Raw genomic sequence first — 20,880 nt, forward strand, 5'->3', positions numbered from 1 at the left:
ATGGGCAGGCAAGGCAATTCATCAGCGCGCGGCACGGCATCGGGTTCCAGCAGCGTCCGGAAGCCCAGCGCCGCCGTGTACCGCCGGCGACGAATGGTTGTTGGTGGTGCGCTCCTGCTGGTGATCGCGCTGGTGGCGGGCGGGTTCGCGCTCGCCGCAGCCTTCACGGGTGGGTCCCGGAAAGCATCCTCCACCCAGCCGTCGTCCACCGAAACCGCGTCGAACCCGACCGCATCCCCGTCTGCTGCCGCCACGCCCTCTGCCTCCGCGGCTGCTTCCGCCACGCCGTCGCCCACTGCCCCGGCGACCCCCACCTGCAACCAGAACCTGGTGACTGTCTCGGCTGCCACGGACAAGCCCGCTTACGGTCCGGGGGAAAACCCGCTGCTTACCCTGAAGGTGACCAACGGCGGCACCGTGCCCTGTGAAGTCAACATCGGAACCTCCCAGATGGAGTTCCTGGTGACCAGTGGCTCAGACCGGATCTTTTCCTCGAAGGACTGCCAGGCCTCCAGCGAGGACCTGGTGAAGGTGATTGCGCCCGGTGCCAGCGAAACCGCGAACTTCCCGTGGAGCCGGAACCGCAGCGCCGATGGCTGCAAGGCCGTTGCTGCGGCCCCCGGTGGCGGCGGGGCGTACTACATCTTCACCGCGAAGCTGGGTTCCCGGGCCAGCCCCAAGGCCGTCTTCCAGCTGAACTGAGCTGCTGCTTCATCGATTGCTCCGTAACTGTCGTTTTCAGGCTTCATAACGACAACTACGGAGCACTCGATGAGCGTTATCCCACGGATGGGGATCTTAGAGGAATCGGTCCAGGAGGCTGGCCTCGGCCATCCGGCTCAGGCCTTCGCGAACGGTGCGGGCGCGCTGGTCCCCGATGCCGTCAACGGTCATGAGGTCATCAATGGTGGCGGCCATGAGGTACTGCAGGCCCCCGAAATGGTCCACCAGGCGGTCCGCCACGGCCTTGGGGACTGCCTTGAGGCCGGACAGCAGCCGGTAGCCGCGGGGCTGGACCACCGCGTCGAGATTGGCTTCGCCGCCGGCAAACCCCACAATCGCGGAGATCTTGCCAAGGTCGATCAGTTCCGTGGGGCCCAGGCTGACAAGCTCATGGACGGCCTTGTCGATGTCGTCCGCGGAGGCATTGGGGCTGGCGTAGTCACGGATGATCACATCGCTGCCGGGGCCCCTGCCCACGGTGAGTTCGTCCAGCTGCAGGGAGAGGAGCCTGCCGTCTTCGCCCAGTTCCAGCACATACTGCGAGATTTCCTCCGAGATGCGGCGGACCATTTCCTGCCGCTGGAGGGTCACGGCCACGTCCCGCACCGTCACCATCGCCTCGATTTCCAGCGCAGACAGCGAACTGGTGACCTGGTCCAGCCGTGCGCGGTAGCGCTCCAGGGTGGCGAGTGCCTGGTTGGCGCGGGCAAGAACGTTCTCGGAGCCCTCCAGGACATGCCGGAGACCGTTGACGTAAAGGGCGATGATTTGCATGGACTGGCTGACGGAGATCACCGGGACTCCGGTCTGCTTGGCCACCCGTTCCGCAGTGCGGTGGCGGGTGCCTGACTCCTGGGTTTCGATGCTTGAGTCCGGGACCAGCTGGACCGCCGCGCGCAGGATGTTGCCCGCGTCCTTGTCGCAGATGATGGCACCGTCCATCTTGGCCAGTTCCCGCAGCCGGGTGGGCGAGAACTCGATGCCGATATCGAATCCGCCGGAGCAGATGGAATCGATGGTGCGGTCGGAGCCCAGGACGATCAGTGCGCCGGTCCGGCCGCGGAGGATCCGTTCCAGGCCGTCGCGAAGCGGTGTTCCGGGTGCAACCCTGCCCAGAGTGGCCCTCAGCGATTCTTCGGGGCTCCGTGCCATAGGTGTTTCCCTTCAAAGGTGCGGACCGCCGCCCGCAGGAATGCCGGCATCCGCAGTTGGTAAGCAGGATCAAAAAGTGCTCTGATTCCCGCAAGCTCAATGATAGGGGCAAGAAGCCCAAGTTCCGCACGGGCAAGCCCCAAAGTACCCCATTAGGGGGTAACCGGGCAGGGCGGAAAAGTGCCCCCTGGATGTCATGCAGGGCAGGCACTTTTGCTCTTTTCAGACGCGGTCATGGCGGCCGGTTCAGGCAGCCCCTGCCAGGAGCGTGATCGTTTTGGTGCTGCTGTCCCACAGCCGGGCTGCCGTGCAGCGGCCCTCCACGCGAAGGTCCAGCAGGTCCATGGCCGTCCCGAGTTGATGGCCGGGGATACGGCGGGAGATGGTGACGTGCGGTGTCCAGCCCTCCGGAAGGGTGAGCGGCAATGCACCTGCAAGCCCTTGGTGCAGGTGCCTGTGCAGATCCAGCAGGGGAGCGGTCAGCAGGACAGACCGGGCCAGCACATACTTGCCGGCTCCGGCGGGAAAAACGATGGCGCCCGAAAACGTGATGTCCAGGGGCAGCGCCTGCCAAGGCCCTTCCTGGCCGGACTGCAGGTCCGCTCCTGCGGCAAGCGTGACGTGTGGACTGTTGCTGGGTGAGGTGTGCGCTGCCATGCTGGGGAGGCCGGCGGCTTCGAGCCGCGCCCAGTCGGCTCTGAGGAGGGCGTCCGTGCGGTCATCAAAGACCAGTTCGATGCTGCGCATAAGCACATCATGCCGTTACCCGCTGTCCCTTGCGCCACGTGTTGTGGGGCGCCGGGACAACCGGGCCGCGGCCGACAGAGATTTCAGCGCCTGCGCTCCCTGATCATCCGCTCCAGATCCCTGCTGACTTTCGAGAGGGACGCGGCGCGGAGCGCCTTGTGTTCCGCCGCCGTCTGGACGCCCCGTTGCCGCAGCGGGGCCGAGGGAATCGCTCCGCCGGGCCCCTGCGCACCCGCACCAACCGGTCCGGGGGCCAGGTTGGTGGCCAGAGGATCAAAGAAAAGGTTGCCGGAGAAAGTGGCGCCATGCATCATTCGCCCAAGCTAACGGTCCGGCATTTCGCGGCCTTGAACGGGCGGTTTCGCCTGCGTTAAGCACGGCCCATGCCGGTTTGCGGCCCTGCGATAAACTTGTACTTTGGCCGTTTGCCAATCCTGATTCCCCGCCCTCGAGTCGCACCGCAGAACCCGAATGGCCCCTGGGCAGCCTCAACCGCAGCGAAAGTAGCACCGTGTCCCAAGATGTCCTGACCCCCGCCCGGATCTCCGAGATTCACAAGCAGGCGGGCCGCCGCAGGACCTTCGCCGTCATCTCCCACCCGGACGCCGGCAAGTCCACGCTCACCGAGGCGCTGGCCCTGCATGCAAAGGTGATCGGCACCGCGGGCGCCTCCAGCGGCAAGGCCAACCGGAAGGAAACGGTCTCGGACTGGATGCAGATGGAGAAGGACCGCGGCATCTCCATCAGCTCCGCAGCCCTGCAATTCTCCTACCGCGACACGGTCATCAACCTCCTGGACACCCCCGGCCACGCCGACTTCTCGGAGGATACCTACCGCGTGCTCGCCGCCGTGGACTGTGCCGTGATGCTGGTGGACGCCGCCAAGGGCCTGGAAACCCAGACCATGAAGCTCTTCGAGGTCTGCAAGCAGCGCAACCTGCCCATCATCACCGTCATCAACAAGTGGGACCGGCCGGGCCTGGACGCCCTGGCGCTGATGGACGAGATCACCGAACGCACCGGCCTGCAGCCCATGCCGCTGACCTGGGCCGTGGGCATCTCCGGCGACTTCCGCGGCGTGTGGGACCTGCGCAACGACCGCTTCGCACGGTTCCAGCGCAACAACGCCGGCGCCCAGATCGCCATCACCGAATACTTCACGCCGGAGGAAGCCGCCGAGAGCCAGGGCAGCAACTGGTCGGACGCCGTGGACGAGGCAGGCCTGGTGATCGAGTCCAACCTCGAATTCGACGTCGACGCCTTCCACGCGGGAAAGGCCACCCCCATCCTGTTCAGCTCCGCCGCCCTGAACTTCGGCGTCAAGGAGCTGCTGGACGCCCTGGTGGACTTCGCTCCGCCGGCGTCCCCGCGCCCCGACGTGGACGGTGCGCCCCGCCCGGTTGAGTCGCCGTTCTCGGGCTTCGTCTTCAAGGTGCAGGCCGGCATGAACAAGGCGCACCGTGACCACGTGGCCTTCATCCGTGTCTGCTCAGGCGTCTTCGAGCGCGGCATGGTGGTCACCCAGACCCGTACCGGCAAGTCCTTCGCCACCAAGTACGCTCAGCAGGTGTTCGGCCGGGAACGCGAAGTCATCGACGAGGCGTATCCCGGGGACGTGGTGGGCCTGGTCAACGCCTCGTCCCTGCGCGTGGGTGACAGCCTCTTCCTTGAGGAACCCGTCGAGTACCCGGCCATCCCGCTGTTCGCCCCCGAGCACTTCCAGGTGGCCCGGTCCAAGGACCCCAGCAAGTTCAAGCAGTTCCGCCGCGGCATCGAGCAGCTCGAGCACGAGGGCGTCATCCAGGTGCTCCGCTCCGACGTCCGCGGCGACCAGGCCCCGGTGCTTGCCGCCGTCGGGCCCATGCAGTTCGAAGTGGTGGAGGACCGCATGGCCCACGACTTCAGCGCACCCATGCGCCTGGAACGCCTGCCCTACTCGCTGGCGAGAATTTCGACGGCGGACGCCATGCCCGCGCTGGCCAACGTACCGGGGGCGGAGGTGCTCTTGCGGTCCGACGGCGAATACCTCGCCTTGTTCAACGACGTCTGGGCGCTCCGGCGGATCGAGAAGAACCACCCGGACCTGACACTCGTGCCCATCGGCACGCACAACCCGGCGAAGTAAGGCATCCGTGAACACTCCTGCACCCCGCGCCGTCGTCACCGGTGCCGGCACCATCAACCCGCTCGGCACCACGGTCAAGGAGACCTGGGAGGCGCTGCTTGAGGGGCACTCCGGGATCACCGCCCTGGACCAGGACTGGGCGGAGCAGCTGCCGGTCAAAATCGCCGGGCAAATTACTGCCGACCTTTCGGAGCACCTCAGTACCCGCGAAATGAAGCGTATGGACCGTTGCGGCCAGCTCGCCCTGGTCTCAGCCCGGGAGGCATGGACGCAGGCCGGCAGTCCCGAGGTTGACCCCGAGCGGTTCGCGGTGGTGATCGGTTCCGCTTACGGCGGCCTGGGCTCCACCATCGAGCAGGACCGCACGCTGAACCAGTCCGGGCCGCGGAAGGTTTCCCCGCACACCCTCACCCGGCTTATGGCCAACGGTCCCGCCGCCTGGGTCTCCATCGACCTTGGCGCCCGCGGCGGTGCGCGGACGCCGGTCAGCGCCTGCGCCTCCGGGGCTGAGGCGATTGTCCAGGCAGCCGAGCTGATCCGCTCCGGTGCCGCCGACGTCGTCATTGCCGGCGGCGTTGATGCCTCCGTCAACGACCTGGTGATCAGCGGCTTCGCCCAGATCCGTGCACTGTCCACCCGCTCGGATAACCCGCAGCGGGCCGCGCGCCCGTTCGACGGCGGCCGGGACGGCTTTGTACTCGCAGAGGGCGCCGCGGTGGTGGTGCTGGAGAGCGAAGAACACGCCCGTGCCCGCGGCGCCGCCATCCTGGGTGCCGTCGCCGGGGGAGCGGTGACCTCCGATGCCAACGACATCGTGGCGGCAGATCCTGCGATGCAGCGCCGCGTCATGCAGAAAGCGCTGGACTCGGCCAGGATGGAACCGGCGGAGATTGGGTTTGTCCATGCCCACGCCACGTCCACCCCCGTGGGCGACCGGCTGGAAGGCCAGGCAATCAACGCCGTCTTCGGCGCCTCCGTGCCGGTGACGTCCACGAAGGGCCACACCGGACACCTGCTGGGCGGCGCGGGCGCGTTGGCCGCCGTCGTGGTCCTCGAAGCCCTCCGCACCGGCCAACTCCCCGGGACGTTGAACGTGGAGGCGCTGGACCCGGAAGTGGACCTCAACGTCGTCACCGAAAGCGCCCACCAGCTTCCGCCCGGGTTTGCCCCGGCAGGACTGGTGAATGCGTTCGGCTTCGGTGGCCACAGCGTGGCTCTGGTGCTCACCGGCGCCTAGCCAAACGCCGAAAACGCCGGAACGGTGCGGGGACGCCGGAACTGACCGGCGTTTCCGCACCGTTCCGGCGATCCGGATGCAGCAGCGCGTCAAGCGGGTGGTCTAGCTGGCCGCCATGTCCTCAACCAGTGCGTCGAGGATGGGCAGCTGGCCCTTGACGAGTTTGAGCCGCGCCTCCTGCTCAGGGAACCAGCGGGCGTCGTCAATCTCGGGATAATGCTGGATACGGCCGGACCCCTTGGGCCATTCCAGCGGAAAAGTGTTGCTGTTAATCACCTCCGGGGCGAACTCAGCCTGCGCCGCGTAGGCGGTGATGAGCTTCCCCGAGGACTGCCGGAACTCGCCAAGCAGCCGGTATTCAGCCTCCGGGGCAGCAGTCCCCATCTCCTCTGCGAACTCCCGCAGTGCAGCAGCCAGCGGGTCCTCGCCGTCGGCGTACTCGCCCTTGGGGATGGACCAGGCGTGGGTGTCCTTGCGCGCCCAAAACGGACCGCCCATATGGGCTATCCATACCTGCAGCCCGTCCGGGGCGCCGTCGGGGGTGGCCGGGTCCCGGCGGTACAGCAGGATGCCTGCGCTTCGAATGGGCATTTGGTCTCCGGATCATCAGGAAGTGCAGTTGCCGTCCGCCGTTAACGTGGAGTTCACGGCGCTGCTCTAGGTTATTCCTTCAGGCACCCTTGCCAGGCACTCCGCTCGAAAGGAGCACTCATGGCCAACATCGCTGAGGTTTTGGGACGGCTCACCCCGGAAGAAGTGGACGAACTCCGCAGCCTTGGTCCGCAGGGCCACCTGCCGCGGCATCTGGTGGAAGCCCTGGACCGCGCGGCCGGGGGAACAGGGTCGGGCCGCGGGTACTACGTGGCCAACGGCAATGTGAGCGCCACCGGCGGCCCGCTGCTGGTGCTGCGCAGCGACGTTTCCAGCTGGCTGGCCGTCGCCTCTTCCTGACTGTCCGGAGCTGTCAAAGTCCCGGCAGGATAAAGATTGCAGTGGTGCCCACGCCGGGCTCACTGTCCAGGCTGATCGATCCACCGTGGCCCTCAACGATGGTCTTGCTGACGGGCAACCCCAGGCCCGCGCCCGGGATGGCCGTTTCCCGCGACCGGGCCGAACGGAAGAACTTGGTGAAGGCCTGTTCCTGCTCTTCCTCCGTCATTCCCACCCCCGTATCGGTGACGGAACAGACCAGGCCCGCATCGGTCCTGACGGCCCCGGCAGTGATTAAGCCGCCGCTGGGGGAGTACTTGATGGCGTTCGAGAGCAGGTTCCTGACCACCTGGCTGATTCGCTCCGGATCGACCCTTGCCGGCAGCGGCTGCTCCACGTCAAGGACCAGCTGCAGCCCGTTGCCGGCAGCCTTGGGCAGTGCGGCATCCACCTCCAGCGCCAGCAGCCGGGCCAGGTCCGTTTCCTCCAGCGACAGGTCCATCCGCTCGGATGCCACAGCGATCAGGTCATTGACCAGGCTCAGCAGGTGTTCCGCATTCCGGCGTACCACCAGGAGCTCCTCCCGGATGTCCTCATGCCCGGGTTCGTCCAGGACCAGTTCCAGGTAACCCAGGATGGACGTGAGCGGTGTCCGCAGCTCGTGAGAGACGGTGGCAACAAAATCGTCCTTGGCGGCCAGCGCACTGACCAGGGTGGTGACGTCCACAAAGGTGATGACGGCACCACCTTCCTGGCCGCCGGCGGGAGGGAAACCATGCGAGCTTACGGAGTAGGCGCGCTGGCGGTCTGCGGGGCCGGCCCAATACAACTCGTCCGTGAAGGCATCGCCGGCTGCGGCCCGGATTGCGGGAAGCAGGCCTGACGGTACCGGCGTGCAGCGGTCCGCCAGCATCAACATGCCCGGCCCTCCGGCAGGGTCCATCACGCCGCCGAGGGCGGGGTCCGTGCGCATCGCCCTGTTGGCCAGCACCGTGTGGCCCCGGGTGTCCACGACCCAGACGCCCACCCCAACGGCCTTCAGCACTGCGTCAAGCAGGGCCTGGCGGCGTACGCTTTCAGCCAGCGTGCGGGCCAGGTCCTGTTCGTTTTGGACAAGCCTGACGCGATGGCGGCGGATGGTGGTGGCCACCACGTGGGCAGTCACCGCGATGACGGACATGACCAGGGGCAGGATGAGGGTGCGGATCATGGATCCCCCGGTAAGCGGCGCCCCTTGGACAACGGACGGGGCCAGCGTGCTGAGGACAGTCCCTGCAATGGCCAGGACCGGCATGTACGGCCGGGCCTGCGCCGAGAGCCAGACAACGGGGAACACCAGCATCATGCTCAGCACGTTGAAGGCGGGACCTCCAGCCTCGCGGGTGAAGCCGATGGCAAGGCAGTCCAGGAGCGGGATCACGGCGAATGCCCCGGCGGGAAGCCTGGCCCAGGGAACGGCCAGGCACGTTGCGGCGATTGCGAGATGAAACAGCAGCGCGGCGAGAAAGATACTGTTGGCCAGCGTCGCCGGACTGAAGATTGCCGCGGCGAGGACCACGAGCGCAATGGTCAAGGTGACGGGCAGCTGGCTCGCCACCACGCGCTTCCGAGCACTGAGTGCACCGAATAAACCGTCGAGACGGTCGGACACAACAGGCTGCATGGGCCCCCTGCGTGCGTGGCCAGCAACGCCTGCGGCGCCCTGCTGTTCCTGGATGACCAAGCTTCCCCCAGCACAGAAATCTTTGACCTCCGTTGGCGTGAAGGTTCTGGACTTAGAGTACCCGCCGGGAAGCAGTGCCCTGCCCGGTATCCTCCGCACCCGGCCCCTTGAACGGATCCGCTAGCCAATCAGGAGGCTGAGCGCCTCCGTGAGGTGCTCGACTTCACGCACCGAGAATCCCGCCGGCACGGGACCGGGCCCGGTGTGGCTTGCCGGAACCACGGCGTGGGTGAATCCCAGCCGGTGGGCTTCCTGGATGCGCTGGTTGATGCCCGGTACGGGCCGGACCTCGCCTGCCAGGCCCACCTCGCCGAACGCGATCAGCCGGATGGGCAAAGGCTTGCGGGCCTTGGCCGACGCCACGGCAAGGGCCACCGCAAGGTCCGTGGCCGGTTCGCTGAGCTTCACCCCGCCCACGGTGGCAACGTAGGAATCATCCTTATGCAGCATGGTCCCTGCGCGCTGCTGCAGCACGGCCAACAGCATGGACACGCGTGAGCTGTCCAGGCCGCTGGTAGCGCGGCGGGGCTGCGCGTTGGGGCTTTCGGCGAGCAGCGATTGCACTTCCGCCAGCAGCGGGCGGCGCCCCTCCATGGTGACGGTGATGCAGGTCCCGGAAACCGGGTCCTTGGTGCGGCTGACGAACAGCCCGCTGGGATCGGCCAGTCCCTCGATGCCGTTTTCGTTCAGGTCGAAGCAGCCAACGTCGTCGGTGGGTCCGTACCGGTTCTTCACGGCGCGCAGCAGCCGCAGCCGGGAGTGCCGCTCGCCCTCAAACTGGCACACCACATCCACCAGGTGTTCCAGCAGGCGGGGCCCGGCAATGGAACCGTCCTTGGTAACGTGCCCCACCAGCAGGGTGGTCATGTTCCGCCGCTTGGCGGCCGCGATAATGGAGGCCGCCACCTCGCGGACCTGCGACACCCCGCCGGCGCTGCCGTCAACATCGGCGCTGCTGAGGGTCTGCACCGAGTCCACGATCAGCAGCCGCGGTTCGATCTTCTCCACCTGGCCCAGGGCCTGGCCGAGGTCCGTCTCCGCAGACAGGTACAGGGATTCGGCGACGGCGTCGATCCGTTCGGCCCGCAGTTTGACCTGCGCGGCCGACTCCTCGCCAGTGACATAGAGGACGTCCTGGGCGGTGCGGGCGAACTTTGCAGCGACGTCCAGCAGCAGCGTGGATTTACCGACGCCGGGTTCGCTTACCAGCAGGATGACCGCACCCGGGACCAGGCCGCCGCCCAGCACCCGGTCCAGTTCGTCCACGCCGGTGGGCAGGAAAGCGGCGGTGGTGGCATCGACGTCGGCAATCCGGCGCGCGGGCTCCGCGACTGTTGTGGCCGCCGTCGTCCGTGCCACGGCCGTGCCTGTTTCCTCCACCGTGCCCCACGCCTGGCACTCGCCGCAGCGGCCCACCCACTTGACCGTGGTCCAGCCGCACTCGGCGCATTTGTACGCGGGCGCCTTGGACGCCCGGGAAGTCTTTGTTGCCATGCGTCCAACCCTAGCGGCGGGCACCGACACACCCCACCCCGCACTGGCCTCGCAAGCCGGCCAGGGAACCCTGCGGCTGTGGGCCCACCCCATCCGCCCGTCCGGAGCTACAGCGCGGGCAGCACGTCCCTGGCCTCGCCCGCATCCATACCGGTGGCTTCCAACAGGTCCACCATCAGCGGCCGGAACAGCATGACAACGGTTTCGCCCTCCAGCCGCGTCACCTCCAGCAGCTTGGGATGCAGGCGAAGGGCGATCTCGCTCAGGTCCCGCCGGGCAGTGCGCAAGTGGGCGCGGCGAACGCCTTCGTGCGTCTCCGCAAGGCCCAGGGAAAGCTCATCAATGGCGGCAGCGGTCTCCTGCAGCACCCCCGCGATGCTGTCCGTCGCCTCGTCCGAGAGCGCCGTGTGGTTGATGGCGCTGGTCAACCGCCGCGCAAACACGCGGCTGTTCCTCAGGGCAAGGTCGATGAAATCCAGCGACTGCTTCAGCCGGTCCAGTTCATCACGGTGCCGCCGGTAAGCGGGCGCCAACGTGGCCACCTCGCCGGACGCGCGGAGGGACTGGCGCATGGCATCCACCAGCGGCTGGCAGTTCCGGCCGCGGATCAGCGCATGCCAGGCCTGGGTGGAGTCACTGTTGGCCAGCGCCCCGGCACATTCACGCAGTACCTCCGCCAGTTCATGCAGCAGTTTCTGCACATCCCGGCGCGGCTCCTGGCGGGGGTCCTTTGGCACCAGGATGGTCACCAGCAGGGCGCACATGCCGCCCACCACGGCATCGATACTCCGGGTGAACGGGCCCCCGGACGGTGCGGGCAGCAAGACCACGAGCAGCGATTGAAGCGCCAGCTGGGTGGTGAAGATACTTCCGCTGTCCAGGAAGCGGGCCAGCAGGATCGAGAAGAGGAGCACGACGGCGGCCACCCAGATATCGCCGCCCAGCCAGTGCAGGAGCAGGTCACCGACGGCGATGCCGATGGTGCAGCCCAGGCCCACTTCCATCACGCGCCGCAGCCGTGGCTCCCGGGAAAATCCAAGGGCGATCAGCGACGAGGTGGCAGCGAACAGGGGGCCGGAGTGGCCCAGGATGTATTCGGCGAACGCATAGGCGCCCACCGCGCACACGGTCATCTGGATGGCGGGCACAAAGGAGTTGCGGCTTCGGATCAACCCGGTCCGGATCCGGCTGCGCAGGAACCGCCTGGTCGCTGAGAGTCCTGCTGGGATGGCCATGGGTCCAAGTCTATTCAGTGCCGATCCACTGCCCGGCGCAGGTGCACTACGACTGCGCATGTGATCTGCGCAATGGTGACCCGGCATTTGTCAGCCAATATCCCGCCGTCGTTAATCCTCCGTTCACTTTGGACAGCCCATCCCGTTACCTGCGGCCCTTAACTTTCTTGAAGGTACAAAACGTACGCATCGCGCAGCAGGGTTCTCCGTCCCTGTCCCGCACCTGAATAACCCTGGAAGGGGTACATCTAGTGAAGGCACTCCGCTTCGGCCGCCACGCGGCTATCGCTGTTATCGCAGCCGGCGCACTCGCGCTCTCCGCCTGCGGTTCAGACAACGCCACGGGCACCGCCCCTGCCGGCACCCAGTCCGCCGGCGGCACCAAGGTGACCGGTACGCTGACCGGCATCGGTTCCTCCGCCCAGGGCGCCGCCATGGACGCCTGGAAGACCAACTTCGCCTCCGCCAACTCCGGTGCCACCGTGCAGTACTCCCCGGACGGCTCGGGCGCAGGCCGCAAGGCCATCCTGGACGGCTCGGCCCAGTTCGCCGGCTCGGACGCCTACCTCAAGGATGACGAGTACGCCTCGTCCAAGTCCGTCTGCGGACCCGACGGCGCCATCAACGTCCCCGTCTACATCTCTCCGATCGCCGTGGCCTTCAACGTTCCCGGCGTCACCGACCTGAAGCTGGACGCCACCACCGTGGCCAAGATCTTCCGTGGCCAGATCGCCAAGTGGAACGACCCCGCCATCGCCGCCCTGAACGCCGGCGTCTCGCTGCCGGACCTGAAGGTCACCCCGGTGAACCGCTCCGACGACTCGGGCACCACGCAGAACTTCACTGACTACCTGGCCGCCGCCGCCTCGGACGTCTGGACCGACAAGGCAGCCGGTGTGTGGCCCGCCAGCCTCCAGGGCGAAAACGCCAAGGGCACCTCCGGCGTGGTCAAGACCGTCACGGACACCCCCGGTGCGGTGACCTACGCCGACGACTCCGCCGTCAGCGGCAAGCTGGGCGTTGCCCAGATCAAGGTAGGCGACTCCTTTACCAAGATCTCCGCCGATGCTGCTGCCAAGGCAGTGGACGCCGGCAAGCCCGTTGAAGGCCGCGCCGCCAATGACCTGTCCATCAAGCTGGACCGCAAGACCACCATCGCGGGCGCCTACCCGATCGTCCTGGTGTCCTTCCACGTCCTGTGCACCACGTACGACAAGCAGGAGACCGTTGACCTGGTCAAGGCCTTCGAGCACTACGTAGTTTCCGCAGAGGGCCAGAAGGCCGCAGCAGAGTCGGCCAAGTCCGCCCCGCTGTCCTCGGACCTCGCAGCAAAGGCCGCCAAGGCCATCGACTCGATCAAGGTCAAGTCCTAGCCAACGCTGTAAAACCGGGTTCCCCGCCTGCCGGACGGCAGTGCGGGGAACTTGGCTTTGCACCCCGCATCCTTAATCCAGCTACGAATTGAAGGGCCGTCGAATGACCGCCACCTCCCTGACCAGTACCCAGGGCGCCGGGCGCGCCGGGGACAAAGTCTTCTCCGGCGCCACGCTGGCAGCCGGGTGCCTGATCCTCGCCGTCCTTTTCGGCGTCGCGCTTTTCCTGGTAGTCCAGGCAATCCCCGCGCTGACCGCGCCCGCAGACAAGATCCAGGGCGGCCAGGGCTTCTTCGCCTACATCGGGCCCATCGTGATCGGCACGCTCATCGCCGCCGCCATTGCGCTGGTGATCGCCACCCCCGTCGCCATCGGCGTGGCGCTGTTCATCTCCCACTTCGCACCCCGCCGCCTGGCCTCCGGGCTCGGCTACGTGGTGGACCTGCTCGCCGCCATCCCCTCCGTGGTCTACGGCGCCTGGGGTGCCGCTTTCCTTGCCAAGGAGATCGCGCCGGCGTACGGCTGGCTCGCGGCCAACATGGGCTGGCTCCCCATCCTCCAGGGCCCGGCCTCAACCACCGGCAAGACCATCCTCACCGCCGGAATCGTCCTTGCCGTCATGGTCCTGCCCATCATCACCTCGCTGTCCCGCGAGATCTTCCTGCAGACCCCCAAGCTGCATGAGGAAGCTGCGCTGGCACTCGGTGCCACCCGCTGGGAAATGATCAAGATGGCCGTCCTGCCCTTCGCCCGGCCCGGCATCATCAGCGCCATCATGCTGGGCCTGGGGCGCGCACTGGGTGAGACCATGGCCGTTGCCCTGGTGCTCTCTTCCGGTGCCCTGACCGCCAGCCTGATTCAGTCCGGCAACCAGACCATCGCAGCCGAGATCGCCCTGAACTTCCCCGAAGCCAGCGGCCTCAAAGTCAGCACCCTGATCGCCGCCGGCCTGGTGCTGTTCATCATCACCCTGGCCGTGAACATGATCGCGCGCTGGGTCATTACCCGGCACAAAGAATTCTCGGGAGCCAACTAAATGACCTCCACGCTTACCCCCGTCCGCAGCAAGCGGTCGGCGCTTACCAAGGGCCAGCTGCCCAAGTTCGCACCCTATGCAGTGCTCGGTGGAGCGCTGATTGTCGGCGCCGCCATCCTTGCCCTGATCGGCTTCAACCCGTTCGGCTGGGGCCTGGTCTCCGCCATCCTGTTCGCTGTGGGCCTGGTGTCCTGGAGCGCCGCGGTGGAAGGCTCCCGCAAGGCCAAGGACAAGCTGGCCACCTGCCTGGTGGTCGGCTCATTCCTGGTGGCTCTGCTGCCCCTGGTCTCAGTGATCTGGACCGTGCTGGTCAACGGCATCCCCGGGCTCATCGATCCCGGGTTCCTCACCACCTCCATGAACGGCGTCACAGGCGCGTTCGACAACAAGGCCGTGGAAAGCGGTGCCCCCGTAATGGGCGGCATCTACCACGCCCTCCTGGGCACCGTGCAGATCACGCTGCTCGCCACCGTGATCTCCGTCCCCGTGGGGCTGCTCACGGCCATCTACCTCGTGGAGTACGGCAACGACGGCCGCCTGGCCAAGGCCATCACGTTCTTCGTGGACGTCATGACCGGCATCCCCTCCATCGTGGCCGGCCTGTTCGCTGCCGCGTTCTTCTTCGTGGTGGTGGGCCCGGGCACCAAGACCGGTGCGGTGGCCGCCGTCGCGCTTTCCGTGCTGATGATCCCCGTGGTGGTCCGCTCCAGCGAGGAAATGCTCAAGATCGTCCCCAACGAGCTCCGCGAGGCGGCCTACGCCCTGGGCGTCCGCAAGTGGCGGACCATCCTCAAGGTGGTCATTCCGACGGCGATCTCCGGCATCGCGTCCGGCGTCACCCTGGCGATCGCCCGGGTCATCGGCGAGACGGCGCCCATCCTGGTCACCGCCGGCTTTGCCACCAGCATCAACTCCAACGTGTTTGGCGGCTGGATGGCCTCGCTGCCCACGTTCATCTACACCCAGATCCTCAACCCCACCTCGCCGTCCAACCCGGACCCGTCCTCCCAGCGGGCGTGGGGTGCGGCCCTGGTCCTGATCATCCTGGTGATGGTCCTGAACCTGGTGGCGCGCCTGATCGCCAGGATCTTCGCCCCCAAAACCGGCCGGTAACCAGGCCTCCCTTCCGCCATACCGCGGCGGATCCTAGACTTCAATCCATACCCAGCAAGTGAAGGAACACCATGTCTAAGCGCATCGACGTCAAGGACCTGAACGTGTACTACGGCGACTTCCTCGCCGTTGAGGACGTCAGCATCAACATCGAGGCCAAGTCCGTCACCGCGTTCATCGGCCCCTCCGGCTGCGGAAAGTCCACCTTCCTCCGCACCCTGAACCGCATGCACGAGGTCATCCCCGGCGCGCGCGTTGAGGGCGAGGTCCTGCTGGACGGCGACAACCTCTATGGCCCAGGCGTGGACCCCGTAACCGTGCGCTCGCAGATCGGCATGGTCTTCCAGCGGCCCAACCCGTTCCCCACGATGTCCATCAGGGACAACGTGCTGGTAAGCGTGAAGCTGAACAACAAGAAGATCTCCAAGGGCGAGGCCGATGTCCTGGTGGAACGCTCCCTCAAGGGCGCCAACCTCTGGAACGAGGTCAAGGACCGGCTGGAGAAGCCCGGGTCCGGCCTCTCGGGCGGCCAGCAGCAGCGCCTCTGCATCGCCCGCGCCATCGCCGTGGAGCCGCAGGTGATCCTCATGGATGAGCCCTGCTCCGCCCTGGACCCCATCTCCACCCTGGCCATTGAGGACCTCATCAACGAGCTCAAGGACCAGTACACAGTGGTGATCGTTACCCACAACATGCAGCAGGCCGCGCGCGTGTCCGACAAGACGGCCTTCTTCAACATTGCGGGCACCGGCAAGCCGGGCAAGCTGATCGAGTACGGCGACACGCACACCATCTTCAGCAACCCCGTACAGAAGGCTACGGAAGACTACGTCTCCGGACGCTTCGGGTAAACCGCTGTTCCCGTTGGCGATCTACTGACCGGTTTAGTACGCTAATCGAGATACTTTCGCAACTAGTAGTAAGCCCGCTTAAGGAGTTTTGCCATGACGCAGACGGCCAGTGAACCCCTGGGCCCCCAGCTTACTGTTTCCGTACCCGGGGTGGACGCAGTGCAGGACGCTGTTGAACCGGCGCAGGCTTTCGCCGCTGCGGCGGGGCTGGCGGGACCCCTGGCCGCCGGTCCGCTGGCGCCGGAGCTCGAACCGCACCTGGCCCTGGCCGCGGCCGGAGTTGAGGAAGCCATCGAGGAAGAGGATGTCCTGGCCGAGGTGTGGCGCACCAGCTCGCGCCTCGAAAGCATGCAGTGGGAACTGGACACCGCCCAGGAGTCCCTGCGGCAGGCTGTCCGCAAGGCTTCCGCTGCCGGAGTGGCGGACGGCGAACTGTGCAGCGCCGCCAACCTGACCCCGGAGGAGCTCGCCACCGTGCTGATGGCCGCCGCCGTCGTCAGCCCTGTGGCGCTGGAGTTCTAGCAAAACCTTGAGGCGCGGCGGCCGCGGTGCCTATTCCGGGACCTCCAGCTGGAACCCGCAGTGGCAGCGCAGGACCCGGGTCGGCAGGGATACGGCGTTGAGCCCGCTGCCTGGCCTGCTGCTGCGGTAGCAGAGCCGCTCTACCTCGAACTCCGCCTCTTCCATGGGGAAGCCGCAGTGGATGTAGTCGTCCCCGAAGAGGACCACCTGGGCCATCCAGCGGACCTGGTTCAGCGCGGCCGCGACGTCGGTGGCGTATGCCGTGTGTTCCTGGAACAGGTCGCAGTCGTTGCAGGTGTAGGACACCGTGACCAGGTCCCCGCCGGCAGCGCCGATGGCAGTAATGGCGTGGATGGTCAGCTGGTGCTCGGTTCCGCAGGCCTCGCACTGTGGTTGCCGGGGCTGTGGAAGGTGGCGCCGGGAATAGGAGGGAGACATGACGCCTGCTCTTTTCCGCGTTGTGCATCCAGGCCGCCGGGTGGCTGCAGCGGCGCCGCGTCCGCAGCCCTGCACACGGCGCGGACGCCGGTCCCCGGCACCGTTGACCGGGGGCGCACTTTCGAATCTACGTCACGGCGGATTCCCTGTACAGGGCAGCACCGCCCCCGGCACGCCCCGCCTAGGCGGAAATGGGGGAGAGGGCCAGCGCAAGCACGAAGCCCAGGGCGCACGTCGCCAGCGGGGTCAACCCCCAGAGCCACAGGATCCGGATGACCAATTTTCGGTTCGTGACCGAAAAGTGCTGGTTCTCTCCGGCGCCGAGGGCACCGGCCGTGACGGTGTGGGTGGTGGAAAGCGGCCAGTGCAGCCCGATGGCCCCCACGAAGAGCATCAGCGCGCTGAAGGTCTGGGCCACGGAACCACGCAGGGGATCGATCCTGGTGATCTTGTATCCGATGGTGTGGGAGATCCGCCATCCTCCGAAGAGCGTCCCGGCAGTCATCATTACCGCGGAAAGTGCCGCAACCCAGGTGGGGATCCCGCCGTCGGAATAGCCTGCTGCCAGCAGGGCCAGCAGCAGCACCGCGCTGACGCGTTGGCCGTCCTGCAGGCCGTGGCCAAAGGCCACCGCGCCGGCGGCAACCGCCTGGCCGCGGCGGAAGCGCTGGTTCACCACGTTGGGCTGGGTATAGCGGGCCACCCACGTGGCTGGATACACCAGGAGGAAGGAACCGCTGTAGGCCACCAGCGGGGACAGTACCAGCGGCAGGACCACCTGGAACAGGAGCGACTGGTCCACCCCTGCCACTCCCGGGCCCCCGATCGCCAGGCTGGCGAGGCCTGCGCCGGCGAGCCCGCCCACCAGGGCGTGGGTGGAGGAGGCAGGGATGCCGCGCCACCACATCAGGACGCCCCAGGCGCAGGCGCTGGCCAGGCCCGCCACCAGGATGGCCAGGCCGTCAGTGCCGGACGGAAGGTTGATCCAGGTACGGCTGACGGCGACGGCGAGCAGGGCGCTCAGGAGGGCGCCGACAAAGTTGAAGAACGCGGCGAGGAGCACGCCGACGCTGGGGGTGAGCGCCCGGTTCCGCACGGCCAGGGCCACCGAGGTGGACGCGTCGCGGAACCCGTTCAGGAAAGCAAACGCCGCGGCCAGCAGGACCACCGCGCCAAAGATGACTGCCGTCACGTCAGGATTCCTTGACGATGATGCTGCCTACCTGGGTGGCCACCCGCCGCATGTCCTTGGTGACCTCCACCAGCTGGTTGGCGATGTCCCGGTTGCGGGAGTACTGGGCCCACTTCATGTCCGCGATCATGTCCGCCACCCAGACGCGGTGGGTCCGTTCGGCCCGCTTGGCGAGGCGCAGGATTTCGATCCAGTAGTCCTCGAGGTCGTCCAGGTTATTGAGCCTGCGCATGGCGTCAACGGTCAGCTCGGCCTGCCTGCTGATGATCTCCAGCTGGTCCGCCGCGCGCTTGGGGAGGCGGTCCAGCCGGTAAAGTGCCACCAGCTCCGCCGCGGCGTCCATCTTTTCCATGGCTTCGTTGAGGTACCGGGAGAGGGCGTACATGTCCTCGCGGGGCAGCGGATTCACAAAGCTGGTGCGCATATGGGTCAGCAGCGCGAAATGCAGTTCGGCGGACTTGGCCTCGATGTTGTGCATGTCCTCAACGAGCTTGCCGTGTTCGTCCGCGGGTACGCCAAGGATCTCGGCCAGGGTGGCGGTGGCCAGCACGATCTGTTGTGCCATCTGTGAGAGCAGGTTCAGCCCTGCGGGCTCCTGTGGAAAAAGGCGCAGCTTCACGTGTTTACCGGTCTCCAGGACGTATCAAGGCGGGGGTTGCTGCCGTGTGACTTGACGGCGGCGCGCAACTGACGCTTACTCTACCGGCCCGTAACTGCACCCTCTGAATTGACCACCTGGAAGAGGGCAGAAAAATGGTGCCGAACCGGATACGCCTCTCGGCGGTAGGCCGCTCTAGGCGGCTAATTGTTGAAGCCCGGGGGTTTCGCGGCTCGGCACCGGTTTCAGTCTTCTACTTCACCCGGCCCAAGTCAATCTTGACAGCGGAGGCTTGGTTCGTCCCGGAAATCCGGTCCGCCGGTGGAAAGGACGCCTCAGTCCAGTTCGCCCAGGCGCCACGCGTTGGCCGCGTGTTCAAGGTCCTCGGCGGTCTTGACCAGTTGGTGGGAGTTGCGGGTCAGCTTGCTGGCGTGTGCCTCGTTGGCATGCTCGGCGCCGTCGGCGAGGGTGGCCTGGCCGAGCGCCACCACGCGGCAGAACGCGGCGGAGCGTTCCAGCGCGACGTCGAAATCGCCGTCGAACGCGCCGGAAAGGATGGCGTCCGCCATGGTGCGCATTTCGTCGGCGCCCGGTGGCTCAGCCGCGCCGGTCACCACGTTGGATACCTGGGCGGTGTCCCTGCCCGCGCGGAAGTAGACGGAGATGCGTTCGGGGTCCTGGACGGTGGCGGCACGGAGTGCGTAGAGCCGCCAGAGGGCGCCGGGAAGGGACCGGGCAGGGCTCTCCGCCCACATCTCGGCGATGGCGTCCAGGCCCTGTTCGTCCGCTAGCTTCACCAGGCGTTCGGTGATCACCGGATCGTCGCTGTCGCGGCCATGGCGGACCAGGGCCTGCGCGGCAAGGTGGGCAGCCTCTGACACGCGGGCGGGATCGGCACCGCCTGCGAAGGGCTCGAAGTCCATCGGAGCGAAGGGCTTGGGCTTATGGTGCCGGTTGCTGCCGCCGTACGGAGTTGTTCCTGCTTGCTCGCTCATGCCCCCCACGCTACTCCTGTGCCACAGCGGAAATCGAGCGTCCGCGGGGCTTGTCCGGTGACGGCAGCAGGGTCCCGGACCGCGGGGTTAAAACGTACGACGGCGGCGCCCGGGGCGTGTGCGAAGTGCCCGGAACCATGGGTTACAGTATTAACGTCCAGAAATGGATTGGGCCGTACGGGCAGGCACTGCGTGTTTGACCGGTAAGCAGGGGCCTTTAGCTCAGTTGGTAGAGCATCGGACTTTTAATCCGTGGGTCGTGGGTTCGAGCCCCACAGGGCCCACCCGTCAAGACCGAGAGGGTCCGCCGCGAACGCGCAGGCGGGCCCCGTTCTTTTAAGCAGCCCCGGTCACACAGCCACGACAGTCCCGTTCCGCGGCAGTCCGCCCGCGAATGAGACGGGAACCGCGGAAGCCTGTCCAGGATCTGCGGAGTCCATGGCCTGCACGTGCACATGCGGTTCGGTGCTGTTGCCCGAGTTGCCGCACCGTCCCACCGGCTCCCCGCTCCGGACCAGCTGGCCCGGCTGGACGCAGATGCTCCCGCGCTTGAGATGGCACAGCGCGATGAACACCCCGCCGACCTCGATGATCACGTGGTTGCCCGCCAAGCCCACCCACCCCTCCCGCACGCGCCGGGCCTGGGTTGCGGCGTAACCGATCGAAGGAAAGCCGCGGAAAGCTGCATGGTCCGGCTCCCCGTCACGGGCGGCGCGGACCAGGCCGGACGCCGGTGCCGTCACAGCCCTGCCGAACCCTGCAAAGCGTTCCGGCTGCTCGGACCGGAACAGTGAGGCCAGGGTGACCGGCGCCGACTGCCCACTGGCGTCCACCGGTGTGAAGTCGATGGCGAAGCTCGTGGCAAAGAGCCGTGTCCCATGGCTGGGGACCCGGTCCGCCGGTGAGTTCTGCACCAGCCAGGTGCCCGTGAAGGGATAGGCCAGGTCAATCGGGCCTGCCGGATTCACGGTTCAGCGGCGGGGTCGTATTGGAAGGCGCGCAGCTCCTGCGGGCAGCGGCAGGCCACCGCGATCTTCGCAGCCCACTGCACCGCGGCATCGTACGCGGGCAGTTCCAGCACCGTGTAGCCGCCCTCGATCTGCGCGGTCTGGGGGTAGGTGCCCGCGCGTACGGTTCCGTCACCGCTGACGGTGACGGGCGGGACGCTCTCGTCAATGCCGCCCCCGAAAACCCAGACACCGGCGTCTTTTGCCTCCTGGACCACTGCGTGTGCGGCGTCAGCTACTTCCTGCAGCCCGCCGGCGGGGATGTCCATGGCGCCGCTGGGAAACGAGATCAGGTACTTGGTCATTCCGCCGGCTCCTTCTTCGCAAACGGTGGATCACCCTCATCCTTCCTACTGGTCCACTGCCGCGCAAGGATTCAGCCGCACCCT

At 66.8% G+C, this 20,880-nt stretch carries 22 protein-coding genes and 1 tRNA gene; 10 read left to right on the forward strand and 13 right to left on the reverse strand.

Features of this window, described 5'->3' with window-relative positions:
• Positions 1-702: a hypothetical protein gene (locus tag NMQ03_RS01415; protein WP_255174066.1), complete on the forward strand. Its 702-nt coding sequence runs from the start codon at positions 1-3 to the stop codon at positions 700-702.
• Between the two features lie 96 nt (positions 703-798).
• Here NMQ03_RS01415 and disA read toward each other — a convergent pair whose 3' ends face one another.
• From disA to NMQ03_RS01430, 3 genes are all read right to left on the reverse strand, one after another.
• Positions 799-1,875 (reverse strand): DNA integrity scanning diadenylate cyclase DisA, encoded by a 1,077-nt coding sequence (gene disA, locus NMQ03_RS01420; RefSeq protein WP_255174067.1) that lies wholly within the window; start codon positions 1,873-1,875, stop codon positions 799-801.
• Between the two features lie 246 nt (positions 1,876-2,121).
• Positions 2,122-2,622: a 2'-5' RNA ligase family protein gene (locus NMQ03_RS01425; RefSeq protein ID WP_255174068.1), complete on the reverse strand. Its 501-nt coding sequence runs from the start codon at positions 2,620-2,622 to the stop codon at positions 2,122-2,124.
• 83 nt (positions 2,623-2,705) lie between these two features.
• Positions 2,706-2,936: a hypothetical protein gene (locus NMQ03_RS01430; protein ID WP_255174069.1), complete on the reverse strand. Its 231-nt coding sequence runs from the start codon at positions 2,934-2,936 to the stop codon at positions 2,706-2,708.
• A gap of 197 nt (positions 2,937-3,133) precedes the next feature.
• On the opposite strand from NMQ03_RS01430, the gene NMQ03_RS01435 reads away from it, so the two are divergent.
• Both NMQ03_RS01435 and NMQ03_RS01440 read left to right on the forward strand, forming a co-directional pair.
• Positions 3,134-4,747 (forward strand): peptide chain release factor 3, encoded by a 1,614-nt coding sequence (locus tag NMQ03_RS01435; protein ID WP_255174070.1) that lies wholly within the window; start codon positions 3,134-3,136, stop codon positions 4,745-4,747.
• 7 nt (positions 4,748-4,754) lie between these two features.
• Complete coding sequence (locus NMQ03_RS01440; protein ID WP_255174071.1) at positions 4,755-5,984, forward strand: beta-ketoacyl synthase; 1,230 nt, start codon at positions 4,755-4,757, stop codon at positions 5,982-5,984.
• 102 nt (positions 5,985-6,086) lie between these two features.
• Here NMQ03_RS01440 and NMQ03_RS01445 read toward each other — a convergent pair whose 3' ends face one another.
• Positions 6,087-6,575 (reverse strand): NUDIX domain-containing protein, encoded by a 489-nt coding sequence (locus tag NMQ03_RS01445; RefSeq protein WP_255174072.1) that lies wholly within the window; start codon positions 6,573-6,575, stop codon positions 6,087-6,089.
• Positions 6,576-6,695: 120 nt separating this feature from the next.
• Here NMQ03_RS01445 and NMQ03_RS01450 point away from each other — a divergent pair, with 120 nt between their 5' ends.
• Complete coding sequence (locus NMQ03_RS01450) at positions 6,696-6,935, forward strand: hypothetical protein (RefSeq protein WP_255174073.1); 240 nt, start codon at positions 6,696-6,698, stop codon at positions 6,933-6,935.
• Positions 6,936-6,948: 13 nt separating this feature from the next.
• On the opposite strand, the gene NMQ03_RS01455 is transcribed toward NMQ03_RS01450, so the two are convergent.
• The 3 genes from NMQ03_RS01455 to NMQ03_RS01465 all read right to left on the reverse strand — a co-directional run bounded on the left by NMQ03_RS01455 (position 6,949) and on the right by NMQ03_RS01465 (position 11,366).
• Positions 6,949-8,577, reverse strand: a complete 1,629-nt coding sequence (locus NMQ03_RS01455; RefSeq protein WP_255174074.1) for a cell wall metabolism sensor histidine kinase WalK — start codon at positions 8,575-8,577, stop codon at positions 6,949-6,951.
• A gap of 180 nt (positions 8,578-8,757) precedes the next feature.
• Positions 8,758-10,131 (reverse strand): DNA repair protein RadA, encoded by a 1,374-nt coding sequence (gene radA, locus NMQ03_RS01460; protein WP_255174075.1) that lies wholly within the window; start codon positions 10,129-10,131, stop codon positions 8,758-8,760.
• Between the two features lie 107 nt (positions 10,132-10,238).
• Positions 10,239-11,366, reverse strand: a complete 1,128-nt coding sequence (locus NMQ03_RS01465; RefSeq protein ID WP_255174076.1) for an aromatic acid exporter family protein — start codon at positions 11,364-11,366, stop codon at positions 10,239-10,241.
• Between the two features lie 251 nt (positions 11,367-11,617).
• Between NMQ03_RS01465 and pstS the strand changes: the two genes are divergently transcribed.
• From pstS to NMQ03_RS01490, 5 genes are all read left to right on the forward strand, one after another.
• Positions 11,618-12,739, forward strand: a complete 1,122-nt coding sequence (gene pstS / locus NMQ03_RS01470; RefSeq protein WP_255174077.1) for a phosphate ABC transporter substrate-binding protein PstS — start codon at positions 11,618-11,620, stop codon at positions 12,737-12,739.
• Between the two features lie 103 nt (positions 12,740-12,842).
• The gene (gene pstC / locus NMQ03_RS01475; RefSeq protein WP_255174078.1) at positions 12,843-13,775 is read left to right on the forward strand and encodes a phosphate ABC transporter permease subunit PstC; all 933 of its coding nucleotides are present in this window, start codon (positions 12,843-12,845) and stop codon (positions 13,773-13,775) included.
• Entirely contained in the window at positions 13,776-14,888 is a 1,113-nt protein-coding gene (gene pstA, locus NMQ03_RS01480; protein WP_255174079.1) for a phosphate ABC transporter permease PstA, read from the forward strand.
• A gap of 71 nt (positions 14,889-14,959) precedes the next feature.
• On the forward strand, positions 14,960-15,739 hold the full coding sequence (gene pstB / locus NMQ03_RS01485) for a phosphate ABC transporter ATP-binding protein PstB (RefSeq protein ID WP_255174080.1): 780 nt from the start codon (positions 14,960-14,962) through the stop codon (positions 15,737-15,739).
• Between the two features lie 93 nt (positions 15,740-15,832).
• Entirely contained in the window at positions 15,833-16,261 is a 429-nt protein-coding gene (locus tag NMQ03_RS01490; protein WP_255174081.1) for a hypothetical protein, read from the forward strand.
• Between the two features lie 30 nt (positions 16,262-16,291).
• Here the strand turns inward: NMQ03_RS01490 and NMQ03_RS01495 are convergent, their stop codons facing one another.
• The 4 genes from NMQ03_RS01495 to NMQ03_RS01510 form a co-directional block, all read right to left on the reverse strand.
• Complete coding sequence (locus NMQ03_RS01495; RefSeq protein ID WP_255174082.1) at positions 16,292-16,699, reverse strand: hypothetical protein; 408 nt, start codon at positions 16,697-16,699, stop codon at positions 16,292-16,294.
• 181 nt (positions 16,700-16,880) lie between these two features.
• Complete coding sequence (locus NMQ03_RS01500) at positions 16,881-17,891, reverse strand: inorganic phosphate transporter (protein WP_255174083.1); 1,011 nt, start codon at positions 17,889-17,891, stop codon at positions 16,881-16,883.
• Position 17,892: 1 nt separating this feature from the next.
• The gene (locus NMQ03_RS01505; protein ID WP_255174084.1) at positions 17,893-18,510 is read right to left on the reverse strand and encodes a DUF47 domain-containing protein; all 618 of its coding nucleotides are present in this window, start codon (positions 18,508-18,510) and stop codon (positions 17,893-17,895) included.
• A 314-nt stretch (positions 18,511-18,824) separates the two neighbouring features.
• A complete protein-coding gene (locus tag NMQ03_RS01510) occupies positions 18,825-19,484 on the reverse strand; it encodes a hypothetical protein (protein WP_255174085.1) in 660 nt (219 codons plus the stop codon).
• Positions 19,485-19,695: 211 nt separating this feature from the next.
• Here NMQ03_RS01510 and NMQ03_RS01515 point away from each other — a divergent pair.
• A tRNA-Lys gene (locus NMQ03_RS01515) sits at positions 19,696-19,768 on the forward strand.
• 66 nt (positions 19,769-19,834) lie between these two features.
• Here NMQ03_RS01515 and NMQ03_RS01520 read toward each other — a convergent pair.
• Complete coding sequence (locus NMQ03_RS01520; protein ID WP_255174086.1) at positions 19,835-20,452, reverse strand: M23 family metallopeptidase; 618 nt, start codon at positions 20,450-20,452, stop codon at positions 19,835-19,837.
• A complete protein-coding gene (locus NMQ03_RS01525) occupies positions 20,449-20,796 on the reverse strand; it encodes a YciI family protein (RefSeq protein ID WP_255174087.1) in 348 nt (115 codons plus the stop codon). Before NMQ03_RS01525 ends, NMQ03_RS01520 begins: the two co-directional genes overlap by 4 nt.
• Between the last annotated feature and the right edge of the window lie 84 nt (positions 20,797-20,880).

Source organism: Arthrobacter sp. DNA4 (assembly GCF_024362385.1).
GTDB lineage: Bacteria > Actinomycetota > Actinomycetes > Actinomycetales > Micrococcaceae > Arthrobacter.